Consider the following 24772-nt stretch of genomic DNA (forward strand, 5'->3'; position numbering starts at 1 on the left):
TTCGAGCTCGGACAGACGACTGCATCGTCACGATGACCGGGGGGTTGGGCTCGGTTGCCGCGCCGGTCGCAGCATCGACGCCCATGCCGACCACGCCGCCCGGCAGGGATTGCCGGCAAAGCCGGCGGCCCCGCCGAGCAGGGCGTCGGCTACCACGCCTGAAGGTGTCGATGAGATGCTGATATTTGCGGCGATCCCAGCGGTCCTCTCCCGCTCGGCTCTTCTGAGAGCAGCTCAAGGGCGCTCGTCACACTGCCGGGGGATTGCGGTCGGTGAAGGTCGTGCGCTGGTGCCAATAGGGATAGGGTAGCGTCACCTTGCTGGCGGCGTCGAGCTTTGCGACCTGATCCTTGGTGAGGGACCAGCCGACCGCACCGAGATTTTCGCGCAGCTGCGCCTCGTTGCGTGCGCCGATGATCAGCGTCGAGACGGTGGGGCGCTGCAGCAGCCAGTTCAGGGCGATCTGCGAGACGCTCTTGCCGGTCTCCTTGGCAATCTCATCGATCGCGTCGACCACACGATAGACGTGCTCGTCGGGCACGGGCGGGCCGAACTCGGCGGTCTTGGGCAGGCGGCTGACTTCCGGCTTCGGCTGACCGCGCCGGATTTTTCCCGTCAGGCGACCCCAGCCGAGCGGCGACCAGACCACTGCGCCGAGCCCCTGGTCGAGGCCGAGCGGCATCAGCTCCCATTCGTAGTCGCGCCCGATCAGCGAATAGTAGGTCTGGTTGGCGACGTAGCGCGGGAAGGCGTGCTTGTCGGCAATTCCGAGCGACTTCATCAGGTGCCAGCCCGAAAAGTTCGAGACGCCGACATAGCGGATCTTGCCGGCGCGCACGAGCACGTCGAGGGTCGAGAGCACTTCTTCCGGCGGAGTGAAGGCGTCAAAACCATGCAGCTGGAACAGATCGATGTAATCGGTGCCGAGCCGGCTCAGCGAACCGTCAATGGCCGCGAGCAGGTGCTGCCGTGACGAGCCAATGTCGTTGGGACCGTCGCCGAAGCGGAAAGTCGCCTTGGTCGAGATCAGCACCTTGTCGCGGCGGCCCTTGATGGCCTCACCCAGAACGCGCTCGGACTCGCCGAGCGAATAGACGTCGGCGGTGTCGAACATCGACACGCCGGCCTCGAGGCAGATATCGAGAAGACGCCGAGCTTCGGTCGCGTCCGTCGTACCCCAGGCGGCGAGGCGGCCGACGCCGCCGAAAGTGCCCGTTCCCAGGCTCAAAGCAGGCACCATCAGGCCGGACCGGCCCAAGCGTCGGTATTCCATCGATAGGCTCCTCGGCTGGCCGCTGATTGATTTGGTGCGGCCTTGGTGCCGAAACTAACGCAAGCGGGCGCCTTGTCCTATCACGCGCTCACATAGCGGCCTTGCTTGGGAACGCCCTAGTCATGCCCAAGCATGTCGTCGAGCGCGGCGTCGACGATGCGCGGGCCGACGATCTTCGCCGGAGGATTTGCCGCGCGCCTTGCTACGGATGGGGAAACGCAGGCGAGGTCAGTGTTGCGATCCTGCTGCGGCAGCAGCGTCAAACCCCATCCCACCACGACCAGCACCGCGAGCCGGATCGCGATCATGCTCAGCAGCAGCTCTGATCCGCCTGTCGTCGCGTGAGTCCTCATGCGCACCAGCCTGAGGCACGCGGTGTGACAAGACAATCTGGAATTGGCGAGCCTTGCCTTCGTCGTACACGAAGGCTGCGGCTGATGTCTGTGCCGTCTGGACGATGCGACTAGGCGAGGCAGTGACCGAGCAACTCGGGATGCGCCGCACAGATGTGATGCGCACCGGCGTCCCGCAGCTCGGCTTCGCTGCCATAGCCGTAGAGCACGCCGATCGCGGTCATGCCGTTGGTGCGGGCGCCGACGACGTCGTGGCTGCGGTCGCCGATCATGATCGCGCTGGCGGGATCGACCTTGGCCTCGGCGAGCGCGTAGCGCAGCAGGTCACGCTTGTCGACGCGGGTGCCGTCGAGCTCGGAGCCGAACACGCGCTCGAAATAGGGTTTCAGGCCGAAATGATCGACAATGCGGGTAGCATAGACCGCGGGCTTGCTGGTCGCCACGAACATGCGCGGCGTCGTCGCGGCGAGCGTCGTCAGCGTGTCCACGATGCCGGCATAGGCCTCGTTCTCGAACAGGCCGATATCGGCAAAACGTTCGCGATAGAGCAGCAGCGCCCGGTCGGCGAGTTCGTCGCTTCCCGCGAGTTTCTTCAGGCTGGCAAGCAGCGGCGGCCCGATGCACCAGGTCAGCTCGTCCTCGCTTGGCACCGCCAGGCTCAACCGCTCCAGCGCGTACTGGATCGAGCGGGTGATTCCGGGCTTCGGGTCGGTCAGCGTGCCGTCGAGGTCAAAATAGATTGTGGCCATCAGGGCGGAACCGGCGTTGAGACTGCCGCCCGTTGCTAGACGGCCGGGCTCTCAAGTCAAGGCCCGTCGCATCATTGCTGCCGGGCCCATGCGACGATCGCCGCGGCGTCCGGGCCGGCCTGGGCTTCCCAGGCGGCGATCGTGCTGGTCGCTGCGTTGCGGAGCGCTGCGACGAGAGATTGCGGCGCGGGCTCGGCGATGGTGACGCCGTTGTCGCGCATGCGTGCGTAATTCTCGGCGGTGCGATGGGCGAGCAGCACGAACTGGCTCTGCTCGGTCTCGGCAGCGGCCGCCATGACCTCCCGCTGCATCGGCTCGGACAGCTCTGCGAACGCCTCGCTGCGGACGAAGGCGATCGAGATCGGCATCGCATAATTGATGGCCGTGAAATGCGGCAGGAAGTCCCAGAGCTTGCGTCCCGCACCGCCATCACCGGAGGTGAGGAACGCGTTCAGCTGGTGTTCCTTCAGACCGGCAAGCGCCTTGTCCATCGACAGGAACTGCGCGTTGGCTCCGGCGGTGCGCATCACCGCACTGGAATTGGCGTCGTAGGCGCGCAAATTCAGCTTCGGCAGATCGTCGGTGCCGGCGAGCGCATGATCGGACCAGAGGCCCGTCGCCGGCCAGATCGTCAGATAGAGCAGCTTCAGACCGCGGGCCGCGAACGCCTTCTCGTAGAGCGGGCGGGCCCGCGCATTGGTGGCGTGGGCGACGTCGGCCGATTGCACCAGAAAGGGCAGGGTGGAGAGGCCGAGCACCGGGTCGAGGCCGGACAGTGCGCCGGCAAAGGCATCGCCCCCGGCGATGCGGCCATCCAGCGCCGCCCGCGGCATCTCGCCCGAATTGATCTTGAGCTCGTTGTCGAAGGCGCTCGTCACGGTCACGAAACCGTTTGTGCGCGCTGCGACGCGATCGGCGAAAGTGGTGAGGCCGATGCCGGAAATGTTGTTTTGCGGGTATTCCGTGGTCATCCGCCAGTTGACCTGCGCCAGGGCCGGAGCAGTGGACAGGACGAAGGCGGCGAGGGCCAGGATCGCGCGGATCCGTCTGGCGGGGGAACGCATTGGGAGAAGCAGGTCAGGCAGCATATATTGGCAACTCGTCAAACCATGGCACGATGCCACATGGCAGAACAACTTGTCGCATGCCGCGCCGGCAGGCGCTACAGCGTTGCTTGGGCAGTGTCGGCGCGGATTGCAGCACTCATTCTTGTCGCGCCGGCCGCGTCGGCGACACAGGCGGCATGGGACAGCTCGCCCGCGAAAACCAACGTCGCAGTCCCCAGCGTCGAGGAGCTCGCGATGTCGCCGCCGAAGCCGGCCAATGCGCGCGAGAGCGACACGCGGGAATCGATCTGCCTGATCGTGGAGGCGGCCGCGCGCGATGCCAATCTGCCGCTGGAATTCTTCGCCCGCGTCATCTGGCAGGAAAGCCGCTTCCAGGCCGATGCGGTGGGGCCCATGACGCGCAGCGGCGAGCACGCGCAGGGCATCGCGCAATTCATGCCGGGGACCGCGAGCGAGCGCGGGCTGCTCAATCCCTTCAATCCGGTGCAGGCATTGCCGAAGTCGGCCGAATTCCTGAACGAGCTGCGCAATCAGTTCGGCAATCTCGGCCTTGCCGCAGCCGCCTACAATGCCGGGCCGCGCCGTGTGCAGGAATGGCTCGCCGGCACCGGTCCGATGCCTGAGCAGACCCGCAACTATGTCTACGCCATCACCGGCGCGAGCGTCGAGGCATGGGCGAAGGCGGGCAGCACCGGCAAGGGCCCGCCGAGTTCGCCGCCGACGAGCTGTCGCGATCTCATGGCCCTGTTGAAGCGCGCGCCAAATCCGTTCGTCGCCGAGCTCGAGCAGCATGTCGAGCTTGCCGCGGCGAAGATCTGGGGCGTGCAGCTCGCCGCCGGGTTCGACCGCAACAAGGCGCTGGCGATGTATTCCCGCGCGGTCACGCGCCTGAGCGCGGTGATCGGCGAGCGCGATCCGAGCCTGCTGAGCTCGGTGATGCGCAGCCGCGGCACGCGTGCATTCTACCAGGTGCGCATCGGGGCGGATACGCGCAGCGAAGCGGATGATTTGTGCAACCGAATCCGCAAGGCGGGCGGCGCCTGCTTCGTGCTGAGGAATCGGGGTGCGGGGTAGGGGCGTCTCTCCGCACGCATGCCAGCCCCGCCGCGCGCTTCCTTGACGCGGACGGCCGCATTGCCCGTTATGCAGCCACGATTCCGTAACCCCGGCCAATCCTCCCGTGGCGCTCCCCCCGCTCGATTCACCTCAATGGCAAAGTCAGTGGCGCGCCTTTGCGTGGGGCCTGCGCTCGATCACGCAGACGATCCTCACGATCGTGCTGTTCGTGACCTATCTCGGCATCGGTGCGCTCGCCCACGACACCCATTTCAGCCTGCTCTGGGCGCTGTGCTCGACGCTGTTCGTCTGGGCGGGGCCGGCGCAGATCATCCTGATCACCACGCTCGGCTCGGGCGCCACTATCATCCAGTCGGCGATCGCCGTGACCGTCAGCGCCATCCGCCTGTTTCCGATGGTGGTCTCGGTGCTGCCGCTGATGCGGACGCCGAGCACGAAACGGCGCGAGCTGGTCTTCGCCGCGCATCTCACCGCGGTGACGCTGTGGGTCGAATGTCATCGCTTCCTGCCGCAGGTTCCGCGCGAGCGGCGCATCGCCTTCGTGCATGGGCTCGGCTGCGGCCTGGTCTCGGTGTGCCTTACCGCCAACACGGTCGGCTATTTCCTCGCCGCCAATCTGACGCAGACGCTTGGCGCGGCGATCCTGTTGCTGACGCCGCTGTCGTTCCTGTTCTCGACCGCGCGCAACAGCCGCGAGGTCGCCGACGTCGTGGCGTTGACGCTCGGGATATTGCTTTATCCGCTGGCTGCAAAGATGAACTCCGGCCTAGACATCCTCGTCAGCGGCGTGGTGGCCGGCACCATCGCCTACGGCGTGCATTGGTGGCGGGAGGTGCGCGCATGAATTTCGCACAGATCATCGGCGACTGGCATGCGCTCGCGGTGCTGTTCGTCGCCGGCGTTGTTCCCAACCAAATCTGGCGCATGCTGGGTCTGTGGTTCGGCGGCGGCATCGACGAGGGCTCGGAGCTGCTGGTCTGGGTGAGGGCGGTCGCGACCGCGATCCTGGCCGGCGTCATCGCCCAGATCGTGGTCGAGCCGCCCGGCGCGCTGGCCAGCGTGCCCGATGTCCTGCGCTATGGTGCGGTCGGCGCCGGACTGGTCGTCTTCCTGCTGACGCGCCGTTCGATCTTCGCGGGCGTGCTGACCGGCGAAGTCTTCATGCTGGCCGGCAAGTGGTGGTTGGGCTAAATTCACCGCCGAACAGGCTTGAGGAACAGGAATAATGGTTCGCGAAAACGAGCTCCGCGAGGGCGAGATCGCCATCGAGCTGCCGTCCACCGAGGATGCGGGCCTCGTCTTCATCGGCCGCATCCGCACACCCTGGACCTCACGGCTGGAGACGCCGCGGCAGGGCCGTCAGGACGGCCCGATCTGCCGCCTCGAGATCTTCGAGCCGTTCGTGCCCGCCATCAAGGGGGTCGACTTCTACAGCAATCTCGAAGTGCTGTACTGGCTCGACCGGTCGCGCCGCGACATCATCCTGCAGAGCCCGAAGAACAACGAGAAGACCCGCGGCACCTTTTCGCTGCGCTCGCCGGTGCGACCCAATCCGATCGGCACCTCGATCGTGAAGCTCGTCGGAATCGAGGGCAATGCCATCCTCGTTCGCGGTCTCGACTGCATCGACAATACGCCGCTGATCGATATCAAGCCGGACCGCTGCGAGTTCACCCCGCTGGCGGCGCCGCAGCCGGGGGATTTTCAGACGGAGTGAGGGCGCACTGTCGTCTGTTCGTCATTGCGAGGACTTCTTGCGACGAAGCAAATCCAGAACTGCCTCCGCGGAGGGATTCTGGATTGCTTCGCTTCGCTCGCAATGACGAGTGGAGAGATCTACCCCGCCTTCAGCGCCGCGATCAGCTTGGTCGCGTTCTCTTCCAGCACCTTGACGTCTTCCTTGCGGCTCGCGGGCGGCAGCATGGCGACGCCGTCGTGGCGCGGCAGCACGTGCATGTGAAGGTGAAACACCACCTGTCCGCCGGCGGGCTCGTTGAATTGCTGCACGGTGATGCCGTCGGCGTTGAACGCCTTCATCGCAGCCGCCGCGATCTTGTGCGCGCCGCGGGCGACATGAGCGTAGTCGTCCGGCTTGATGTCGAGGATGTTGCGGGCAGGCGCCTTCGGGATCACCAGGGTGTGGCCGGGGACGCGCGGCATGATGTCGAGGAAAGCGAAGACGTGCTCGTCCTCGTAGACCTTGTGGCAGGGAAACTCGCCGCGCAGGATCTTTGCGAAGATGTTGTTGGTATCGTAGGCGGTCATGGCGGCGCTCCCGAAATTTGCGCTTAGAATTTTGCGCTAACTGTCACCAGCCATGGCGGGCCGTCAAGGCGCCTCGTCGATGCCTTTGCGGAACGGGCCGAGCTCGGCGAGCTCCCGTCCGGCTTCCGCGACATAGGCGCGCTCGCGCTTGAGGTAATCGTCGATGGCGCGGCGGAGGGCGGGATCGGCGATGAAGTGGGCGGAATGGGTCGTGCGCGGCAGGTAGCCGCGCGCGATCTTGTGCTCGCCTTGCGCTCCGGCCTCGACATGGGTGAGGTCATGTTTGATCGCGAAATCGATCGCCTGATAGTAGCAGACCTCGAAATGCAGGAAGGGATGATGCTCGACCGCGCCCCAGTTGCGGCCGAACAGCGTGTCCGACCCGATGAAGTTGATCGCGCCCGCAATCCAGCGGCCGTTGCGGCGGGCCATCACCAGTAGCACGTCCTCGCTCATGGTCTCGCCTATCAGCGAAAAGAACTCGCGGGTGAGGTACGGCCGGCCCCACTTGCGCGAACCGGTCTCCATGTAGAATTCGAAGAACGCGTCCCAGGCATCCTCGGTGATGTCCTTTCCGGTGAGCCAGTGGATGGTGATGCCGGCCGCGAGCGCGTCGCGCCGCTCGCGTTTGATCGACTTGCGGTGACGCGAGTTCAGCGTGCTGAGGAAATCGTCGAAGCTCCCAAAGCCCTGGTTGTGCCAGTGGAACTGCTGATCGGTGCGCTGGAGGAAGCCGTGCTCGGCCAGCAGCCTCCATTCGTCCTCGCGCGCGAAAGTGACGTGCACGGACGAAGCCTTGCTGACGCCGCACAGCGCCACCAGCCCGCTTACCAGCGCCTCCCTGATCCGCTCGCGGTCGACGCCGTCGCGGACCAGCAGCCGCGGTCCCGTCGCCGGGGTGAAGGGAACCGAGACCTGGAGCTTCGGGTAGTAGCGTCCGCCGGCGCGCTCATAGGCATCCGCCCAGCCGCGGTCGAAGACGTATTCGCCCTGGCTGTGCGATTTCAGATAGCACGGCACGACTCCGGCGACGCGGCCGTCGAGCTTGGCGACGAGGTGCCGCGGGCCCCAGCCGGTCCGGATCGTTGCCGAACCCGATTTCTCGACCGCGAATAGAAATGCGTGCGAGACGAACGGGTTATAGGTTGGTCTTGAGAGGCCGGGGGAATGGCCTGGAAGCGAGGATGAGGTTCCCGCGCCATGCCCGTTGCAAGCCTTTGCCTTAAGAGCCTTGGCGGGATTGGCGCAGGCGTCCCAATCCTCCGGCGAGACTTCGCCAATGGACGGTACGGCCTCGAGCGTAATGTCGGATGATGCCATTCCGCCCAAGATCGTGCATTGCAGCAGCGACTTCAAGGGGTGGGAACTCAGGTCTGGCGGTCGCGACCGCCGTCATTGCGAGCGCATCCAGACTGTCACCGCGAAAGGATGCTGGAAGGAGCGAGCCCTACGGAACGAACCCCTCGAAAATCATCTGGTCCGCATAGTGCCCGACCCGCGTCCGCTGCTCCGGCGTCCGGACGGTCCAGCCGAGCAGGGCGCAGCCGAAGACGTTGCGGGCGAGCCATGGGGCGGGAGCCGGGAGGTGGTCGACCTTGAAGGCGACGAAATGCGGCTGGGTCTGCAAGCCGTGGCGCAGGTACAGCATGCTGTCGCGCTGCTCTTGCGTCAGGGTGGCCCAGTGTTCGTCCTGATAGCTCCGCTGCGCGACGATGCCGCGCGGGCGGTTGGGCAACAGCTCGCGCATAGCCAGCAGCAGGTCGGGGTCGAAGGACATGCCGACGGCCGGGCCGTCATAGGATGCCAGCACCTCGGCCATCCGCTGCACCAGCTTGCGGTCGCCGCCAAACCGGCTCTTGACCTCGATCACCAGCGGTACGCGGCCGGCGACCATGGCGCAGAGGTCGGCGAGCGACATCATCCGCTCGTCGGTGTCCTTGAACCTGACCGCTTTCAGCTCAGCGGCGGTCTTCCCGATCACCTCGCCGGTGGCCTCGGTGAGGCGGCCGAGCGAATGGTCGTGATGCACCATGGCCTCACCATCGGCGGAGAGCTGGATGTCGACCTCGATTGCGAAATTGCCCGCGATCGCAGCCTGCACCGCCCCCGGCATGTTCTCGACGATGCCGCGTGAAATGTCGTGCAGGCCGCGATGGGCGACCGGCCGGGCTGTCAGCCAATCCGGAGCGCGCATGCGCGTCAGGCGACCTCGAACACGCCTTCGACCTCGACCGCCGCGTCCGCGGGCAGCGAGGCGACACCGACCGTGGTGCGGGCATGGCGGCCCTTGTCACCAAAGGCGGCGACCATCAGGTCGGAGGCGCCGTTGAGCACCTTCGGCCCATCCAGAAAGTCCGGGGCCGAGTTGATGAAGCCGCCGAGCCGCACCACGCGCACGACCTTGTCGAGGTCGCCGAGCGCCGCCTTGACCTGGGCCAGCAGGTTGACCGCGCAGCCGCGCGCGGCCGCGGCGCCCTCCTCGATGGAGACGCCGGCGCCGAGCTTGCCCTTTGCGATCAGCTTGCCGGCGGGGTCGAAGCAAACCTGGCCGGAGACGAACAGGAGGTTGCCGGTTCGCACGAACGGGACGTAATTGGCCACAGGCGTGGGTGCCTCGTGCAGCTTGATGCCCTGTTCCGCCAGTTTCTGCTCGACCGTGCCCGCCATGTCCGACCTCGTTGTCCAAAATCAGTTCGCTCCGGCTCGTCCGCAGGCGGCCGGGCGCGACCTGTTTCGCCCATCGAGCCGCCACATGCAAGCAACCGGACGGGCCGCATTTGTTTAGACAGGCCAGCAGGTTCAAAGTGGCGGCCGCAACTTTACGTGAAACGGCCTCAGTTGCGACGCAATGGAACGGTCATTAAAATGTCGAATCTGCGCTTTCCTCAGGGAACAGACATGGTGCACCTTTTCCGGACTTCGCTCGGTGCGATGGCGCTTGCGGCGGCCGCTTTCGGCCCAGGCGGCGGGGCGCTTGCCGCCAACGGCCCGTTCCTGGCGCACCAGGCGCTCTATGATCTCAGCCTCCTCAAGTCGCGCTCCAATTCGGTCAACAGCGCGCGCGGCCGCATCCTCTACAACTTCACCGGCAGCGCCTGCGAGGGCTACACCTCCGAATTCCGCCAAGTGTCCGAACTCGACAGCGGCGAGGGCAAGGTCACGGTCAGCGACCTCCGTTCCAATTCCTGGGAGGACGCTGCGGGCAAAAGCTACCGCTTCAAGATCGAGACGCGGATGAACGAGGCCGATGCCGGCAGGGTCGACGGCTCGGCCGAGCGCGATGGCGACCACATCAATGTCAAGCTGAAGCTGCCGGCGCCGAAGAGCTTCACGCTCGACGGCAAGATCGTGTTCCCGACCGAGCAGATCCAGCGCATCATCGCCGCCGCCAAGGAGGGCAAGTCGCTGCTCGAGCTCTCGGTCTATGACGGCTCCGACGACGGCCAGAAGGTCTACAACACGCTGACCGTGATCGGCCAGCCGATTGCCGCCGACCGCGCCACCTCATCCGACCCGTCCACGTCCGACGAGCACATGAAGTCATTGAAGCGTTGGCCGGTCACCGTCAGCTATTTCGACCGCGAGGCCCACCAGAAGGAAGGCGAGCAGACGCCGGTCTACGCGATGGCGTTCGAGCTTTACGAGAACGGCGTCTCGCGCCAGCTCGTGCTCGACTACAACGATTTCGTCATCTCCGGCGCGATGGGCAAGTTCGACGCCAAGGACAGCAAGCCCTGTAATTGACGGCTGCTCCGTCATTGCGAGCGTAGCGAAGCGATCCAGAATCCCTCCGCGGAAAGATTCTGGATCGCTTCGTCGCAAGAGTCCTCGCGAATGACGGGGCTAGCTCTCGTCATACTCTCCAGCTAGGCTCTCTCCCAACCACAAACTCCGGGAGGCCCTTCATGCCCAAGCTCGACCATCTCCGCCCCAGCGGCCTGCATCACAATCCCGCCTATTCCCACGTCGTCACCGCCACCGGCGCGCGCACCATCTACATCTCCGGCCAGGTATCGACCGACGAGGAGGGACGGATCGTCGGCGAGGGCGATATCGCCGCGCAGACGACGCAGGTGATGCAGAATCTCGGGCATGCGCTGAAGGCGGCCGGCGCGAGCTATTCCAACATCGTCAAGATCACGACCTTCGTCGTGAACTACAAGCCGGAGCTGCGCCCGATTATCGGCAAGGCCCGCTCGGCCTTCTTCGAGGGCATGGAGCCGCCGGCTTCTACCCTGGTCGGCGTCTCCGCGCTCGCCGCGCCGGAATGGCTGATCGAGATCGAGGCGGTGGCGGTGGCGGATTGAAATGTGATCTTGCAGTCCGAATGGAGCGAAGCGCCATCCGGACTACGCGGCAGACATTTCTCGCAGAACGGCCATCGCCTCATCGGCCCGGTCGACGGGTACAAAGAGATGGTCGTGGTGAAAGGCCGAAACGGCGTTCACGCTGATGCCTGCTTCGGCCAGGCGCGCCGTGATCGCAGCGAGGAAGCCCACCGCATTAAGCGCGGAGTGAACCGTCAGGGTGATCAGGCGTGAGGGGAACGCGTAGCGCAGGCCTGCTGCTTCGGCCTCCTCGCGCAGGACAACCAGCGTTGTTCCTTGGCGTTCGCGGAACGTCAGCATCGCGCTGATGGTGGCTGGAATGCTCGCGCCCGGTGCAAGCGTGCAAAACACGAAGATGCCGTCCAGGATCTCCGGCTTCATCTTACTCAGCAGCGCGCCGAGATCGCTTTCGCCCGTCACCATGGCAGCCCCCGAACCGGCAAGACCGTTTGAGCCGCTGCGAAGCCATCCGCGGCAGCGGCTGTTGAAGCCTCAACCAACATACCTTCGTATATTTCCTCCAATATTTCGATTACGCCGATCTTACGCTGGTACAATTGAGTGACGGCGGGAGATTCTTACAATTTGAGTCCACTCGGTCACTGCGAGGAAGCTCAATGAATGTCGTCATTCGAAAGCTCAACGGCCTGTGGCACCTCATTGTCGGGTCTTGCCAGATCCGAACTCCGTTCCTGGAAACTCAGGATCGGCAGTTGGTCGTTCAGTATGCGAGGCGCGTCTATCCGGGAGCACGGATCTTCGAACGCGACTGAGCCGAGCAGGATCAGATCACTCCTGCGCCTTCGCCGGTCCGTCATAGGCAATGCCGCGGATCACCGCGGCGCTGCCGAACTTCTTGCGCAGGCGATCCACCGCGCGTTCGGCGTGGGCGGCGCGGCGGTCGAGCATGTCGGTGTCGTCGGCGGGCGAGCCCTCGCGCAGGGCGCTGACGCCGGCGCCCATCAGGCGGAAGGCGGTGCCGTCGATTTCCTTCGCCAGCATTTCGCGGCAGATCGAGAAGATCTTTGCGGCGAGCTGCGTCGGCGCGGAGATCGATTGCGAGCGGGTGCGCTGGCGGAAATCGGCGGTCTTCAGCTTCAGCGTCACGGTCGAGCCGGCGAGTTCGCTGCTCTTCAGCCGCGACGACGTCTTCTCGCAGAGCCGCCACAGGATCTTCTCCAGCGTCGCGAAATCGCGGATGTCGGTTTCGAAGGTGGTCTCGCTGGAAATGGTCTTGGCGCCGCGATCGGCCTCGACGCGGCGGTCGTCGATGCCGCGGGCGAGCCGCCACAGCCTGCGACCGTCGCCCGGAAACTGCCGCATCATCTCGATCTCATCGGCCTTTTGCAGGTCGGCGATGATGCGGAAGCCGCGCTGCACGAGGCGCTCCTGGGTCGCAGGGCCGACGCCGAAGATGAAGCCGACCGGCTTTTCCGCCAGCATCGACCGCGCTTCATCCTGGTCGAGCGCGGCGAAACCACGGGGCTTGTCGAGGTCGGAGGCGATCTTGGCCAGGAACTTGTTGCAGGACAGGCCGACCGAGACGGTGATCCCGATGTCGCGCTCGACCTCGCGGGCAAAGCGCGCCAGTACCTTGGCGGGCATCATGCCGTGCACCCGCTCGGTGCCGGAGAGATCGAGGAAGGCCTCGTCGATCGAGAGCGGCTCGACCAGCGGCGTCAGCGCCTGCATGGCCTGGCGGACCTCGCGGCCGACGCGGACGTATTTGGCCATGTCGGGGCGGATCACGGTGGCATGCGGGCAGGCCTCCAGTGCCTTGAACATCGGCATTGCCGAGCGCACGCCATAGGTGCGCGCGATGTAGCAGGCGGCGGACACCACGCCGCGCTTGCCGCCGCCGATGATGACGGGCTTGTCCGCGATCTCAGGATTGTCGCGCTTCTCGACCGTCGCATAGAAGGCGTCGCAATCGATATGGGCGATGGTCAAGCTCGCCAGCGCCCGGTGGCGGACGAGGCGAGGGGAACCGCACGTCCCACAGCGACGGACGCCCACATCCAGGTCGGCCAGACAATCGCGGCAGAAGCAGCGGGGCCCGGCCGGGTCGGGTGTGCTCACGGCACGTCGCGCTCCCAATTGGGGTCGCCGAGCGCATCGCCGAGGACCTGCCGCGCTGCGGCAACGTTGGTCGGATGCAGCTCCGCGGCGGCGGCGAAGGCCTTCACGGTGGCATCATCGCGCAGCACGAAATCGAGCACGCTGAGGAGGAAATTCGGGTCCGCGGCGGCGTTCCGGAGGGTCTCCGGGCCGACCCCTGTCTCGGCCAGGAACAGGCCGAGCCGCTCGGGCTCGCCCGCGACGAAGGACAGGGCCTGAATCGCAACGATTTCAGCGACTTCGCGAGGGTTGTGAACAGGCTTTTTCACGGGCCCGGTTTGCCTTTCCGTTAACTTTCGGTGTCTACTTTGCATCATGCCCGAGTCTCCGCCTTGAGTCTTGCGATCCCGGTGCAAGCAACTGGAAACCACATCGCAGAAAGTGTCCCCTCGGGTTTAACGAAACTAGAGCGAATCTGAGGCTAGTTTGAATCCAGTTTTCGAAGCGCCGGCGAGCGGCGCCTGAGGCGTCACATGCATCCGGCTTCGTGCCAATCAGGAGGGCGGGATGGCTAAGACCGTCCTGATCGTGGAAGACAACGAGCTCAACATGAAGCTCTTCCGCGACCTGTTGGAAGCACATGGCTACCAGACTACGGGCACCAGCAACGGCTACGAGGCGCTCGATCTGGTGCGCAAGATGCGGCCAGACCTCGTGCTGATGGATATCCAATTGCCGCAGGTCTCAGGGCTCGAGGTGACGCGCTGGATCAAGGACGATCCGGAGCTGCGCACGATTCCCGTCGTCGCGGTCACGGCGTTCGCGATGAAGGGCGACGAAGAACGCATCCGCGAGGGCGGCTGCGAGGCCTATTTGTCCAAGCCGATCTCGGTCGGCAAATTCATAGAGACGGTCCGGCGTTTCATCGGATAGGAAGTGAGTGCACAGTGTCCGCGCGTATCCTCGTCGTCGATGACGTTCCTGCAAACGTCAAGCTGCTAGAGGCCCGTCTGTCCGCCGAATATTTCGACGTGATGACCGCCTCGAACGGCGCCGAGGCGCTGGCGATCAGCCGCAGAGCCGAATGCGACATCATCCTGCTCGACGTGATGATGCCCGACATGGACGGCTTCGAAGTCTGCCGCCGCCTGAAGTCCGATCCGGCCACGCACCACATTCCCGTCGTGATGGTCACCGCGCTCGACAGTCCCGCCGACCGCAACCGCGGGCTCGAGGCCGGCGCCGACGATTTCCTGACCAAGCCCGTCTCCGACGTCGTGCTGATCGCGCGCGTGCGCTCGCTGACGCGGCTGAAGATGATGACCGACGAATTGCGCATGCGCGCCATCACCTCGCTCGAGATCGGCATGCAGGCGCCCGAGCGCAGCGCGGTCGCCGACACCGGCAAGGGCGGCCGCATCCTCCTGGTCGACGATCGCGAGTCCTCCCATCAGCGGCTGGCGACGATCCTCGCCGCCGAGCACACCATCGACGTCGAGCTGAACCCGACCGAGGCGCTGTTCAACGCGGCCGAGGGCAATTACGATCTCCTGATCGTCTCGCTCGACCTCAACAATTTCGACGGCCTCCGCCTGTGCAGCCAGGCGCGCTCGCTGGAGCGCACGCGCCATGTGCCGATCCTGGCGATCGCCGATCCCGAGAATTCAACGCGGCTGCTCCGCGGCCTCGAGATCGGTGTCAACGACTATCTGCTGCGCCCGATCGACAGGACCGAGCTGCTGGCGCGCGCCCGCACCCAGATCCGCCGCCGCCGCTACACCGATCATCTGCGCGACAACGTGCAGAACTCGATCGAGATGGCGATCACCGACGCGCTCACCGGCCTGCACAATCGCCGCTACATGGAGAGCCATCTGGCGACGCTCGCCGAGCAGGCCGCGACCCGCGGCAAGCCGCTGGCGCTCATGATCCTCGACATCGACTACTTCAAGTCGATCAACGACAATTACGGCCACGACGCCGGCGACGACGTGCTGCGCGAATTCGCGGTGCGGGTGCGCAAGTCGATCCGCGGCATTGATCTGGCCTGCCGCTATGGCGGCGAGGAGTTCGTCATCGTGATGCCGGAGACCGATCTGCACGTCGCCGGCATGGTCGCCGAGCGCCTGCGCCGCTCGATCGCCGTCGAGCCGTTCGCGATCCACAAGGGCACCAAGCGCATCGAGGTCACGATCTCGATCGGGCTCACCACGCTGGAGCAGAAGGGCGAGGCGGTCGCCGACGTCCTCAAGCGCGCCGACACCGCGCTCTACCGGGCCAAGCACGACGGCCGCAATCGCGTGGTGTCGCAGGCGGCGTGAGGCCACCGCGACACAAAAGTTGCGAAAACAACCCCATGCACAGTAGCCGGCGCGAGCCGGATCAACGGGTTATGCGAGTGACCATAAGACTCGCGCCGGCAGCGGCGTCATTTGACCTGTCGGGCAAAACAGGGGCATATTGGCAGGGTCGCGAAATGGTTCTGAAGCTTCGTCAGGTGCCGTTGCTTTCGCCACATACTCCGCTGTCGTCCCTGCGAACTGTCACTGTAGTTACCGTGTCTCACTTTCAGGGGTGCAGATGCAATCACCGCTGGGTACGCGAGGGATCGGACCTATGCAGATATCCAGCGAACACGTCACGCATCGCCGTACTTTCAATTTTCGGTAGGAGACGACCTACCTCACCTCGATGATACCCGGAGTGGGTAACCACATGGGCAAGCATCTCCTCACGGGACATCCGCCCCTGCGTTCCGTCTGTAAAGGTGAAATCGACCAGTTCTTCGAGGTCAGAAGAAGTCGCTCGCGAAATGTAATCAATGTACCACTGGTCCGTTAGTCGAATGGTGGGGGCGAGTTGAGCAAGAACGGGCGTGTCAGCGCTCCAATTCGCCGCGTACGAGTGACGTTCGCCTTGAAGATTGGCGGCAAATATTCGGTCGACCACGTGGGCGTGATTCAGAACACGCAGTGCTGCCCGATATTCCGTTGTGTGCGGTTCAGCATCGACGGTGTTCAAGGCGAGAAGCAACTCCGCATTCGAGGCGGCTTTGTATTGAAGCAACGAGCTTATTAAGGTCTTGGCTGTCATGTTCTTCTCCTTGCGTATCAGAGAATCCCCGGAACGCCCCCCAAACGCCGATCGCAAAATAGCGTCGGCATCAAAGAGTTGCGCTCCGGCATGACGGCTACTTGTGCGTTGGCGGCCGCTCAATCGCGCACTTACAATTTGCACGTGTATGCAGGCGGTTCAAGAGCAAAAAGCAATGTTTCCGTCATGATCATCGCCGGTCACTCGAGGTGAGAAATTAATTCGGTGTGCCACCGGAACAGGGTCTCCTTTTTGTGAAGGGTTTCGGATGCCGGCCGCTTGAGAGAGGCGCCGCGTATTCGGCAGCCGGCGTCCGAAAGCCTCCAAAGGAGGAAACCGCGCTGGGGGAACGCAGGAGACAGGCTGGCAGCTCGAAAACATCGTTCTTGAGCTAACACCCAAGTATTGGAGCGATGGGTCGACACCCTACGAGGAACGACAGTTCATCGTGACCGTCGACGGGGACCTCACAAATCCAGCTCTGGAAACCGACAAAGTGTCAGAATCTCTGTGGGTTGATCGCGCGAACGTGGAGAAGCTCAAAGAGAACCGTAAGCCGCATGACCAATTCATCTACAATTCGGTGGTGGAGGCTCTGAATGCTCTCGAGACAGCGGGGCCTCAGATATGAGATCGTCGTTGCGATTTGCTCCGCAACTGCGACGTCCCTTGTTGGCTCTCAGCCGACAATCTCCGGCTATCAGCCGGCAGACCGCTTTGACCCCCGGCAGACTTCGTCTCCGATCAGGGTCCGAAGACGGCGGAGACTCCCACCAAAGTGCGCCATGAGGGGGTGGCTTGCACACCGTTGTAGTTGTTGATGACCGGAATGCCGACAAGCACGTAGCTCGACCAGTTATCCATGGTCAGCCGAACACCCGGCGAAACGAAGACCGTGTTGCCGCCCGAATTGGGATCACTGATCCCGGCAATTCGCTGCTTGTCATGCCATTCGCCGTTGATCTCGAGTAATGCGTCGACCGCAACGTGACCGTGCGGCGCAGTCACCGTTGAAGCCTTCGTGATCATCCTCGAGTGGTCATGACCAGCATGCGCATAAGCGTTCCGTGGATCGTGCGTATGCGGCTCGCTCGTGGTCTCGCCGAAGACCCGGTAGGAAAGCGCGGCGTTATAAAGGAAGCGGTTGCCGAGGTTGGTATTCTGCGTTCCGGTGCCAGTGGCAATCGCCAGCACGTTGGCATGGAAGCTCAGCGCGGGATTTAGACGCTGGCTTATCGCAGCGCCGAAAAGCCCATCCCAAGAGCCTGAGCCCGGCTGAAATTCGGCCTCGAAGATTTCACCGAACCTATCAACCAGGTCGGTTGTACCCGTTGGAGCCTTGACACCAAACAGCACTGCCGCCTGCGTTCCGCTTACCTGATTGTTCAGGAAGCGATATTGGCCAAGTACGGTGACATCACCGAAACCCGACGTACTGCCACGGTCACGCACCGTGGCGGGATCAGCCGGGTCTTCCCGCACAGCTTCCAGGATGCCCGTGCGGCGCACCCATGGCAGACGCACCGACACCGTGAGATCGTTGGTGATGCCATAGGCAAGCGCAAGAGCGTAGCTCTCGACCGTTTGCAAACCATGGACGTCGTTGCCAACGTTCGCGAGCAGCGTCGGTTCGCTCAGTTGCTTGAGCCGAAGATAATCGACGAAGGTTGAAAACGCGAACTGGCCCTGGTCGAGGGTGCCAGCGCCTATCGTAAAGATACCGCCTGCACCACCGATACCACCGATGCCCGGATGATGCGCCAATGCGGCCGTCGCGCCTGTTGCCGTCGATGCGACGAGAGCAACAATGAATGAGAGCCGATTGATCATTGTCCGTCCCTCCGGCCTCCACGGCATCCACTATAACCCATTTCGTCACTTCCGCTATCGACCCAACGTTGACGTGGAGCGACCGGACAGAAAGGTCGTCTTCGGCGCGATAGCAGACGCGAAAATTCAGGCGCAGCGCCGGTAGCAGAACGCGATCCGCTGAGAGATCAAAGGCCCATGTACGACCCGACAGGGAGTACCACCATTTTTCCATCGCGATTGGCGGCCACGAGGTTGTCGCCGTCTTGTTGGAAATGGCAAAAACGCCCACCCTTGGTTACGCCAGCTCATTCCGACATCGCATTGATGAAAAGCAAAGCTAGGAGGGAACATGCGCAAATCTGTCCGTGGTACCTTTGTCGCCGTGCTAGGTCTTGCCTTTATCGGCGCAACCCTCAGACCAATTGCAGCAGAAGAGCCTTACAAGGCTCAACTCGACGCGTTGCGAAAATCGCTGGAGAAATATCAGGACTACAAGGCTGCCGTGCGCGACCGCTACCTGTCGACGGTGGGCTGCGTGCATTATTCCGGCGAGAAAATACCGCACCACATGGAGTATGCCAAAGGCGCCATGGGAGTGCACTTTGCCAATGTCACAGTGCAGGGCGCTCCCGATCCGATGAAGCCCAACGTGTTGATCTACGAACCCGTGGGCAAGGAATTGAAGCTCGTGGCTGTCGAGTGGCTGGTGCCTCTAACGGCAGATACCAAGCAGCGCCCCTCTCTCTTCGACCAACCCTTCATGGGCCCGATGGAAGGACACTGGCCGCTCATTCCAAAGGAGTTTGTACATTATGATCTGCATGCCTGGTTGTTCAAGGACAACCCGCTCGGCATGTTTGCGCCCACCAACCCGAATGTCAGCTGCGAGGGCTATGACTTTTCCTTGCTGGAAACGCCGACCATGATGATGCCGGGCCCATGAGCCAATCGCGAGGCTGGCCAAGAGACCATCGCGACGTTGTTTGATCTCGATCAATAGGCGGCCTTTTTGCTGAGCTAGGGAAGGGGTGCGTAGCCCCACTACGCGCCCCACCGAAGGCCGTCGGCTTCCCCAAGGGCTGACGGCTTCCTTTTGCGCGCGTTCTCCGGGAGGGCCTTGGAAACGCTCCGGGTAGTTGCTACATTTTCCCGAGTTTGCGTTCGATCAATCTCGCCTTGGCGTATCTGCCTAGCATGTGTTGAACCTTCAGGGAGGTCGAACGATGCTGGTGAGGATCACTACCGCCCCCCGCATGCAAATCGACGGGCAGCTTGCTGCTCTGGCAGGCGAGCAGATGTCCTGCTCTGAATTCAGCTATCGCAGGGGCGCCGAGATTTTTGGCGAGGGCGAAGAGCCCGAATATGTCTACCAGATCATCTCCGGCGCGGTGCGCACCTACAAGCTTCTGCCCGACGGTCGCCGTCAGATCAACGCGTTCCACCTGGCCGGCGACATGTTCGGGTTCGAGAACGAGACAACTCACCGCTTCACGGCCGAAGCGATCGTCGAGACCAATGTCCACCTCATGCGGCGCGCCAGCATTCTGGAAGCGGTACGAAATGGGCGCGCGGGTACCAGGGACCTCATCAAATTCGTCACCCAGAATCTTCAGCACGCCGAGAGCCACATGCTTCTCCTCGGCCGAAAGACATCACTCGAGCGGGTGACGGCATTTCTTCTCGAGATGGATGAACGGCTGCAGCATCCGGACGTGATGAGCCTGCCGATGAATCGGCGCGACATCGCCGATTATCTGGGGCTGACCCTGGAAACCGTGTCCCGGGCTCTTTCAATCCTGCGAGACGAAGGACTGCTGCGCTTTGACGGAAATACGCAGCGGCGGCTCGAACTGGTCGATCGTGGCGCTCTCGCGAAGATCGACGCCTGACGGCGGGTATCGCCGGCCTGGCGAGCTTCCCCGACGCCAGCGTTCGAGCGCTGGGCGTTGTTGCACTGCGTTAGGCTCAATGACCGCTGGTGGTCCAGGGCGGGCGTGGAACACGCCGCGGATCTAGTGGTGGGGAGGACTGCAGTCGAGTTCCTTGATCCTCCCGGCGGCGTCAAACGCAAAAAGCGCACTCATGACGCCGGCACTGGTGACGTAGGAGAGAATGGTCCCGTCGTGCCAGGGATTGAGATCGTCCAAGGTGCCTGCCGGATATTCCCGGAGGCGATCGACCCAGTAGGCCCTAAGGGCCTCGCGGCCGGTAATGGTTTTGACGCAGCCGCAGCCGCAGTGAACCACGGCATCGTCGGCATACATATCCAGGATCGTTTCGATATCGCCTGCGCGGTAGGCATCGAGCCAGTCAACCGCAACGCCCATCGGGTCAAACGACATACTTTTCACCTGCATACCGTCAAAATCATACCGTCAAAATCGCAATTTTAGACCGGGTTAACCCCGCTAAACCTCTTTCTCGAAACGGTTAATTGTATTTTAATACCCCGTACCCGGCCCCGGCCATATGGCGAAGGACATAGAACCGGGGAGGCATATTTCATGTTGGACGTCATTGCGAAGCAGGGGATATTTCAGCGCATCCGGCTTGTGATCGCAGATCGACAACCGATCGTCCTGCAGGGACTGAAGTCGGTACTCGCGGCACAGCAGGACTTCGACCTCGTTGCATCGTCCAGCGACGGGACAAGGTGCCTCGAAGCCATCAGGAAATTCACCCCCGACGTCGCGCTTGTTGCCGATACCCTGCCGGATCTGACGGTCTCCGAGATCCTCGCGATCGCGAAAGCCGAGAAGTTTTCCACGCGGCTGGTGTTCTTTACCGACTCCGACACCCACGACCATCTGACCACGGCTATTGCTGCCGGCACCTGCAGCGCAATTTCGAAGTTTGCCTCTCCGGCCACGATGCTGCGATCACTGAGGCTGATGACGAATAGCGGTGTGTCGCTGGAGCAGTCCGATCTCTCGCCGAGCGGCAAGGAATTTGACGGCGGCAAGATTGAAAAGCTGCTGGAGCAGCTGACGCACCGGGAACGTCAGATCGTTCGACTGGTGTCGGAGGGACTGTCGAACAAGGAGATCGCGCGCCAGCTCGACCTTTCCCATGGGACAGTCAAAGTCCATCTGTACAACATTTTCCAGAAGCTCGAGATCACCAACAGAACGGTGCTCGCGACCATCGCATTGATGCAACGTGCCTCCGGCTTCGGGGCGCTCTCGCTGGCCCTCCTGGTGCTCGCCATTGCGGACGAACTCAAGGCGTCGGAGGCGAACGACTTGCTTCCGGATGACGACAGCATCGGCCATGCGGGCGAGCACGCCGAATATGAGCCCTGGAAAAAGGCCATTCTCCGGCACCGCATCGCCTGGGAATCCGCCCAGACGTCCCCGCTCGCGCTGAGAGACTTTCTTGCCAAGGTGGGCGAGGTCACCAGCGAGGTCACGAGCCCGGCGGCGGCCATGGAAGGGCTACGCGCCGCGGGGCAGTCCGTGGGCTCCAAGCTGTGGAAAGACCACGGTCCCGTCGGATCGAGCTCGCCCAGTCTTCCCGCGGCTTTACCGCTAGGGACGAGCGACACACAGATGGGAGCTGACCCGGCCCCGGAGCATCTCGTCCCGCGGCTTGCCTCCAATCCGATGTCGCTTCAGGGCGGATATGGCACCTTCGCCACTCTCGCCGGCGCGTTGATCTACGCACTGCACGACCCGCATCTCGCCGCCGCAAAGACGCATGACGCGGGTCATGCGTCGATCGACAGCTTCCTGGCCGTCACCGGAGAGAATGCGACTACGAAACTGGCCGCGATCACCGATGCTGGGGCTCATCATGCCGACAACTCAGCCCCGGCTTTCCCTTCGCACGCGTCCCACGCCCCTTCGGTGTTTGTGACCACCGGACACGAAAGCGTCGCTGGAGAAGGCGCTCGGGGCCAGATGAGTGATGGCGCCGCGGGTGACAACCTCCAAAAAACGCCTGGCTTGGTGGACCCTGGTCACGATGCCAGCCTTGGCGGCGATGGCCGCGATCAACCGACGGGCAGCAACGTCGACGAAAACATTGTTCATCGCTCCTCGACCGATTCCCCTTCTACCTCTTCCCAGTCTGGCTTCGATTTCGAATCCGGGTCGAGCAGGATCAATCTTGCGGCTTTCGGGGCGCTTGCCTGGCTGCATATGACTGCGGCAAGCAAGTCCGTACCGCCGCATACGCTCGCCTGGATCTACAACGCCGCAAGCAATGAAACGATCGTCTATGTCAATCCGACCGATCATAGTCTCGATGTCGGCGATCGCGGCCTGGTGGAAATCCATGTGCAGGGGCTGGTATCCGTTGCCGAGTCGGATCTGGTCGGCCAGCCGGAAGGCACGGCCGTCGCGATCACCCTGGAGCAGCTCGAGGCAGCGCTGACATCGGCGGCCGCAACCGATGAGACTGTTCCGAGCACGGACAATGTCCATGCCGTTGGCGGGGCGGGCGAGAGCACAGTCGAGACGGCTGGAGTCTGGAACATTCGGGCCGACGATGGCCTGAGGTTTCAATTCGGGCAGACCCGGACCGGATTAGGGGAGTCGACGAGGTCGAAAAGTGTCGCCAGCGATTCGGCGGATGCAACGAAAGAGAGCGATGGCGCGTCTGCCGCGTCGGCTCATGCATCATCGATCGTGCTTGCTCATAACGTGAAGGTTACGGCAGTTGAAAGTCCCACATCGAAGAGCGAGCCGATCGATGCGGGCACCGGCGCTTCGTCGGGGCTGAACGAGAACGTTCAGCCGAGCGTCGCAACGGCCGACAGTGGGGGCCGCGGCAACTCCGAGCGCGTTTCGGAGCAAGGAGCTGAAAAGGCCACCGCCACGGAGTCGGCTGAAGCTGACACCGAACCGGGTAACGGCGTCGGCAACGACGAGACGGCCGAGGCGGCCGACGAGCAACACGGCAACTTAGGGCACGATTCGAAGCCAGAGTCTGCAAAGCTGGCGGCCTCGGATTGGACTGAAGATGATTCCAACCCGGGCAACCGCGCCGCCGATGACAAGAAGACGGCAGAGCCGGCCGTGGATCACGGCAGCTCGGGGCTCGATTCGAAGCCAGAGTCTGCAAAGCTGGCGGCCTCGGATTCGACTGAGGATGATCCCAAGCCGGGCAACGGCGCCGCCGATGACAAGAAGACGGCAGAGCCGGCCGTGGATCACGGCAGCTCGGGGCTCGATTCGAAGCCAGAGTCTGCAATGCTGGAAGCCACGGATTCGACTGAGGATGATCCCAAGCCGGGCAACGGCGTCGGCAATGACAAGACGGCCGAGGCGGCTGAGGAGAAGCACGGCAACTTAGGGCACGATTCGAAGCCGGAGTCTGCAAAGCTGGCAGCCACGGATTCGACTGAAGACGACTCCAAGCCGGGTAACGGTGCCGACAACGACAAGAAGACGGCCGAGGCGGCTGACGAGAAACACGGCAACGCCGGGCACGATTCAAAGCCGGAGTCTGCAAAGCTGGCAGCTACGGATTCGACTGAAGACGATTCCAAGCCGGGTAACCGCGTCGGCAATGACAAGAAGACGGCCGAGGCGGCCGTGGAGCACGGCAACCCGGGGCACGATTTACACCCAGCCTCTGCAAATGGACCGCAAGCAGGCGACGTCGTTGCATTGGTCGTCGCAACGGCGGAGAGCACGAGCCATGGCAACTCGGACCACGCTTCGGAGCCGGAGCCTGCAACGGCCGATGCCCCGGAGCTGGCTGAAGCTGACTCCAAGCCGGGCAACGGTGTCGGCAACGACAAGAAGACGGCAGAGGCGGCCGTGGAGCACGGCAACCCGGGGCACGATTTACACCCAGCCTCTGCAAATGGACCGCAAGCAGGCGACGTCGTCGCGCTGGTCGTCGCAACGGCGGAGAGCGCGAGCCACGGCAACTCGGACCACGCTTCGCAGCCGGAGCCTGCAACGGCCGATGCCCCGGAGCTGGCTGAAGCTGACTCCAAACCGGGCAACGGTGTCGGCAATGACAAGAAGACGGCAGAGCCGGCCGACCTGGACCACGGCAACTCCGGGCACGACTTACACCCTAATTCCGCAAACGGACCGCAAGCAGCCGACGTCGTCGAAGCGGTAACCGCCGATAGCACGCGCAATGGCAACTCGGATCCCGAGCCGAGGCCTGTAGACGCGGTTGTCAAGAAGCTGGCTGAAGTTGACCCCACGCCGGGCAACGGTGACGGCAATGACAAGAAGACGGCAGCGCCGGTCGCCGTCGAGCACGGCAATTCGGGGCACGATTCACGGTCAACCACCGCGCCGGACGCAGCCGAGACTGTCGAACCAAGCGCCGCAGGCGGCGGTAACGCCGGACACGGAAACTCGCACCAGGTGGCGCAATCTGCTGCAATCGCATCAGAAGCCCCGCAGCCGGCTCAAGCTGCGTCCGAGACCGCGGATCAGGACCTGGTGTTCCGCTTCGACAGCGCGGCAGCTCCTTCTACTCCGGTCACGGTCGTTGTGCATCAAGTGCTCAATGGTCCGCTCGATGCGCACGTACCGCCCGGTCAGGACAAGAACATCGAGATCATCGTCCAGATAACTTCCGGCGCCCTGGACGACCACGCGGCCTACCACGGCAATAGCGGCTCGCATCCCGTTGGACATGCGGCTCATGACTTGCTGATTTGAAGCGATGCAGCGTCCTCGGCTCTCGTGCGCCGGACGCAGGGTCTCGCCGTCACCCCTGAGCGGCC

General features: G+C 63.4%; 25 protein-coding genes. 11 read left to right on the forward strand and 14 right to left on the reverse strand.

Features of this window, described 5'->3' with window-relative positions; all coding sequences use genetic code 11:
• Positions 1–247 precede the first annotated feature (247 nt).
• The 4 genes from ACRQ5Q_RS19025 to ACRQ5Q_RS19040 form a co-directional block, all read right to left on the reverse strand.
• Positions 248–1273, reverse strand: coding sequence for an aldo/keto reductase (locus ACRQ5Q_RS19025; RefSeq protein WP_439399470.1), 1026 nt, complete (start codon positions 1271–1273; stop codon positions 248–250).
• A 116-nt stretch (positions 1274–1389) separates the two neighbouring features.
• Positions 1390–1626: a hypothetical protein gene (locus ACRQ5Q_RS19030; protein WP_439368650.1), complete on the reverse strand. Its 237-nt coding sequence runs from the start codon at positions 1624–1626 to the stop codon at positions 1390–1392.
• 110 nt (positions 1627–1736) lie between these two features.
• On the reverse strand, positions 1737–2375 hold the full coding sequence (locus ACRQ5Q_RS19035) for an HAD family hydrolase (protein WP_439399471.1): 639 nt from the start codon (positions 2373–2375) through the stop codon (positions 1737–1739).
• A 71-nt stretch (positions 2376–2446) separates the two neighbouring features.
• Complete coding sequence (locus tag ACRQ5Q_RS19040; protein WP_439399473.1) at positions 2447–3463, reverse strand: TRAP transporter substrate-binding protein; 1017 nt, start codon at positions 3461–3463, stop codon at positions 2447–2449.
• Between the two features lie 21 nt (positions 3464–3484).
• Here ACRQ5Q_RS19040 and ACRQ5Q_RS19045 point away from each other — a divergent pair, with 21 nt between their 5' ends.
• From ACRQ5Q_RS19045 to tsaA, 4 genes are all read left to right on the forward strand, one after another.
• The gene (locus ACRQ5Q_RS19045; RefSeq protein WP_439375628.1) at positions 3485–4516 is read left to right on the forward strand and encodes a lytic transglycosylase domain-containing protein; all 1032 of its coding nucleotides are present in this window, start codon (positions 3485–3487) and stop codon (positions 4514–4516) included.
• Positions 4517–4622: 106 nt separating this feature from the next.
• The gene (locus ACRQ5Q_RS19050; protein WP_439368648.1) at positions 4623–5363 is read left to right on the forward strand and encodes an AzlC family ABC transporter permease; all 741 of its coding nucleotides are present in this window, start codon (positions 4623–4625) and stop codon (positions 5361–5363) included.
• On the forward strand, positions 5360–5710 hold the full coding sequence (locus ACRQ5Q_RS19055) for an AzlD domain-containing protein (RefSeq protein WP_439368647.1): 351 nt from the start codon (positions 5360–5362) through the stop codon (positions 5708–5710). The genes ACRQ5Q_RS19050 and ACRQ5Q_RS19055 overlap by 4 nt, the downstream gene beginning before the upstream one ends.
• 34 nt (positions 5711–5744) lie before the next feature.
• On the forward strand, positions 5745–6236 hold the full coding sequence (gene tsaA, locus ACRQ5Q_RS19060; protein ID WP_439368645.1) for a tRNA (N6-threonylcarbamoyladenosine(37)-N6)-methyltransferase TrmO: 492 nt from the start codon (positions 5745–5747) through the stop codon (positions 6234–6236).
• Between the two features lie 119 nt (positions 6237–6355).
• Here tsaA and ACRQ5Q_RS19065 read toward each other — a convergent pair whose 3' ends face one another.
• From ACRQ5Q_RS19065 to ACRQ5Q_RS19080, 4 genes are all read right to left on the reverse strand, one after another.
• Positions 6356–6784, reverse strand: coding sequence for an HIT family protein (locus tag ACRQ5Q_RS19065; RefSeq protein WP_439368643.1), 429 nt, complete (start codon positions 6782–6784; stop codon positions 6356–6358).
• Between the two features lie 63 nt (positions 6785–6847).
• Entirely contained in the window at positions 6848–8104 is a 1257-nt protein-coding gene (locus ACRQ5Q_RS19070) for a GNAT family N-acetyltransferase (RefSeq protein WP_439368642.1), read from the reverse strand.
• Positions 8105–8231: 127 nt separating this feature from the next.
• Positions 8232–8978: a glycerophosphodiester phosphodiesterase gene (locus ACRQ5Q_RS19075; RefSeq protein ID WP_439368640.1), complete on the reverse strand. Its 747-nt coding sequence runs from the start codon at positions 8976–8978 to the stop codon at positions 8232–8234.
• Positions 8979–8983: 5 nt separating this feature from the next.
• Complete coding sequence (locus ACRQ5Q_RS19080) at positions 8984–9451, reverse strand: RidA family protein (protein WP_008130072.1); 468 nt, start codon at positions 9449–9451, stop codon at positions 8984–8986.
• Between the two features lie 231 nt (positions 9452–9682).
• Here ACRQ5Q_RS19080 and ACRQ5Q_RS19085 point away from each other — a divergent pair, with 231 nt between their 5' ends.
• On the forward strand, positions 9683–10528 hold the full coding sequence (locus ACRQ5Q_RS19085; RefSeq protein ID WP_439399475.1) for a cell envelope integrity EipB family protein: 846 nt from the start codon (positions 9683–9685) through the stop codon (positions 10526–10528).
• Positions 10529–10689: 161 nt separating this feature from the next.
• The gene (locus ACRQ5Q_RS19090; RefSeq protein ID WP_179738631.1) at positions 10690–11091 is read left to right on the forward strand and encodes a RidA family protein; all 402 of its coding nucleotides are present in this window, start codon (positions 10690–10692) and stop codon (positions 11089–11091) included.
• 42 nt (positions 11092–11133) lie between these two features.
• Here ACRQ5Q_RS19090 and ACRQ5Q_RS19095 read toward each other — a convergent pair whose 3' ends face one another.
• The 3 genes from ACRQ5Q_RS19095 to ACRQ5Q_RS19105 form a co-directional block, all read right to left on the reverse strand.
• Complete coding sequence (locus ACRQ5Q_RS19095) at positions 11134–11532, reverse strand: ACT domain-containing protein (RefSeq protein WP_439399830.1); 399 nt, start codon at positions 11530–11532, stop codon at positions 11134–11136.
• Positions 11533–11901: 369 nt separating this feature from the next.
• Positions 11902–13191, reverse strand: a complete 1290-nt coding sequence (locus ACRQ5Q_RS19100; RefSeq protein ID WP_439368638.1) for a DNA polymerase IV — start codon at positions 13189–13191, stop codon at positions 11902–11904.
• A complete protein-coding gene (locus tag ACRQ5Q_RS19105) occupies positions 13188–13499 on the reverse strand; it encodes a DUF3572 domain-containing protein (RefSeq protein ID WP_439399477.1) in 312 nt (103 codons plus the stop codon). Before ACRQ5Q_RS19105 ends, ACRQ5Q_RS19100 begins: the two co-directional genes overlap by 4 nt.
• A 238-nt stretch (positions 13500–13737) precedes the next feature.
• Here ACRQ5Q_RS19105 and ACRQ5Q_RS19110 point away from each other — a divergent pair, with 238 nt between their 5' ends.
• Together ACRQ5Q_RS19110 and ACRQ5Q_RS19115 are read left to right on the forward strand one after the other, a co-directional pair.
• Entirely contained in the window at positions 13738–14103 is a 366-nt protein-coding gene (locus tag ACRQ5Q_RS19110; protein ID WP_027573612.1) for a response regulator, read from the forward strand.
• Between the two features lie 14 nt (positions 14104–14117).
• Entirely contained in the window at positions 14118–15491 is a 1374-nt protein-coding gene (locus tag ACRQ5Q_RS19115; protein WP_439368636.1) for a PleD family two-component system response regulator, read from the forward strand.
• Positions 15492–15756: 265 nt separating this feature from the next.
• Here ACRQ5Q_RS19115 and ACRQ5Q_RS19120 read toward each other — a convergent pair whose 3' ends face one another.
• On the reverse strand, positions 15757–16263 hold the full coding sequence (locus ACRQ5Q_RS19120) for a DinB family protein (protein WP_439399479.1): 507 nt from the start codon (positions 16261–16263) through the stop codon (positions 15757–15759).
• A gap of 744 nt (positions 16264–17007) precedes the next feature.
• Positions 17008–18093 carry a transporter gene (locus tag ACRQ5Q_RS19125; RefSeq protein WP_439368633.1) on the reverse strand — a complete coding sequence of 362 codons (1086 nt, stop codon included), beginning with the start codon at positions 18091–18093 and terminating at the stop codon, positions 17008–17010.
• A gap of 331 nt (positions 18094–18424) precedes the next feature.
• On the opposite strand from ACRQ5Q_RS19125, the gene ACRQ5Q_RS19130 reads away from it, so the two are divergent.
• Together ACRQ5Q_RS19130 and ACRQ5Q_RS19135 are read left to right on the forward strand one after the other, a co-directional pair.
• Positions 18425–19018 carry a hypothetical protein gene (locus ACRQ5Q_RS19130; protein ID WP_439368632.1) on the forward strand — a complete coding sequence of 198 codons (594 nt, stop codon included), beginning with the start codon at positions 18425–18427 and terminating at the stop codon, positions 19016–19018.
• A 280-nt stretch (positions 19019–19298) separates the two neighbouring features.
• Positions 19299–19964 carry a helix-turn-helix domain-containing protein gene (locus ACRQ5Q_RS19135; RefSeq protein WP_439368631.1) on the forward strand — a complete coding sequence of 222 codons (666 nt, stop codon included), beginning with the start codon at positions 19299–19301 and terminating at the stop codon, positions 19962–19964.
• Positions 19965–20087: 123 nt separating this feature from the next.
• Here ACRQ5Q_RS19135 and ACRQ5Q_RS19140 read toward each other — a convergent pair whose 3' ends face one another.
• Positions 20088–20417, reverse strand: a complete 330-nt coding sequence (locus ACRQ5Q_RS19140; RefSeq protein WP_439368630.1) for a nuclear transport factor 2 family protein — start codon at positions 20415–20417, stop codon at positions 20088–20090.
• 162 nt (positions 20418–20579) lie between these two features.
• Here ACRQ5Q_RS19140 and ACRQ5Q_RS19145 point away from each other — a divergent pair, with 162 nt between their 5' ends.
• Positions 20580–24707, forward strand: a complete 4128-nt coding sequence (locus tag ACRQ5Q_RS19145; RefSeq protein ID WP_439399481.1) for a LuxR C-terminal-related transcriptional regulator — start codon at positions 20580–20582, stop codon at positions 24705–24707.
• Positions 24708–24772: the final 65 nt, after the last annotated feature.

It is taken from the genome of Bradyrhizobium sp. PMVTL-01 (assembly GCF_051861855.1).
Taxonomy (GTDB): Bacteria; Pseudomonadota; Alphaproteobacteria; order Rhizobiales; family Xanthobacteraceae; genus Bradyrhizobium.

What these genes read in the sequence shown, in the direction of transcription:
- ACRQ5Q_RS19090 (WP_179738631.1), top strand. Translation starts at nt 10,690, where the DNA reads ATGCCCAAGCTCGACCATCTCCGCCCCAGCGGCCTGCATCACAATCCC.
- ACRQ5Q_RS19130 (WP_439368632.1), top strand. Translation starts at nt 18,425, where the DNA reads ATGCGCAAATCTGTCCGTGGTACCTTTGTCGCCGTGCTAGGTCTTGCC.
- ACRQ5Q_RS19085 (WP_439399475.1), top strand. Translation starts at nt 9,683, where the DNA reads ATGGTGCACCTTTTCCGGACTTCGCTCGGTGCGATGGCGCTTGCGGCG.
- ACRQ5Q_RS19035 (WP_439399471.1), bottom strand. Translation starts at nt 2,375, where the DNA reads ATGGCCACAATCTATTTTGACCTCGACGGCACGCTGACCGACCCGAAG.
- ACRQ5Q_RS19040 (WP_439399473.1), bottom strand. Translation starts at nt 3,463, where the DNA reads ATGCTGCCTGACCTGCTTCTCCCAATGCGTTCCCCCGCCAGACGGATC.
- ACRQ5Q_RS19145 (WP_439399481.1), top strand. Translation starts at nt 20,580, where the DNA reads ATGTTGGACGTCATTGCGAAGCAGGGGATATTTCAGCGCATCCGGCTT.
- ACRQ5Q_RS19065 (WP_439368643.1), bottom strand. Translation starts at nt 6,784, where the DNA reads ATGACCGCCTACGATACCAACAACATCTTCGCAAAGATCCTGCGCGGC.
- ACRQ5Q_RS19120 (WP_439399479.1), bottom strand. Translation starts at nt 16,263, where the DNA reads ATGACAGCCAAGACCTTAATAAGCTCGTTGCTTCAATACAAAGCCGCC.
- ACRQ5Q_RS19055 (WP_439368647.1), top strand. Translation starts at nt 5,360, where the DNA reads ATGAATTTCGCACAGATCATCGGCGACTGGCATGCGCTCGCGGTGCTG.
- tsaA (WP_439368645.1), top strand. Translation starts at nt 5,745, where the DNA reads ATGGTTCGCGAAAACGAGCTCCGCGAGGGCGAGATCGCCATCGAGCTG.
- ACRQ5Q_RS19030 (WP_439368650.1), bottom strand. Translation starts at nt 1,626, where the DNA reads ATGAGGACTCACGCGACGACAGGCGGATCAGAGCTGCTGCTGAGCATG.
- ACRQ5Q_RS19075 (WP_439368640.1), bottom strand. Translation starts at nt 8,978, where the DNA reads ATGCGCGCTCCGGATTGGCTGACAGCCCGGCCGGTCGCCCATCGCGGC.
- ACRQ5Q_RS19045 (WP_439375628.1), top strand. Translation starts at nt 3,485, where the DNA reads ATGGCACGATGCCACATGGCAGAACAACTTGTCGCATGCCGCGCCGGC.
- ACRQ5Q_RS19125 (WP_439368633.1), bottom strand. Translation starts at nt 18,093, where the DNA reads ATGATCAATCGGCTCTCATTCATTGTTGCTCTCGTCGCATCGACGGCA.
- ACRQ5Q_RS19025 (WP_439399470.1), bottom strand. Translation starts at nt 1,273, where the DNA reads ATGGAATACCGACGCTTGGGCCGGTCCGGCCTGATGGTGCCTGCTTTG.
- ACRQ5Q_RS19135 (WP_439368631.1), top strand. Translation starts at nt 19,299, where the DNA reads ATGCTGGTGAGGATCACTACCGCCCCCCGCATGCAAATCGACGGGCAG.
- ACRQ5Q_RS19070 (WP_439368642.1), bottom strand. Translation starts at nt 8,104, where the DNA reads ATGGCATCATCCGACATTACGCTCGAGGCCGTACCGTCCATTGGCGAA.
- ACRQ5Q_RS19140 (WP_439368630.1), bottom strand. Translation starts at nt 20,417, where the DNA reads ATGTCGTTTGACCCGATGGGCGTTGCGGTTGACTGGCTCGATGCCTAC.
- ACRQ5Q_RS19110 (WP_027573612.1), top strand. Translation starts at nt 13,738, where the DNA reads ATGGCTAAGACCGTCCTGATCGTGGAAGACAACGAGCTCAACATGAAG.
- ACRQ5Q_RS19080 (WP_008130072.1), bottom strand. Translation starts at nt 9,451, where the DNA reads ATGGCGGGCACGGTCGAGCAGAAACTGGCGGAACAGGGCATCAAGCTG.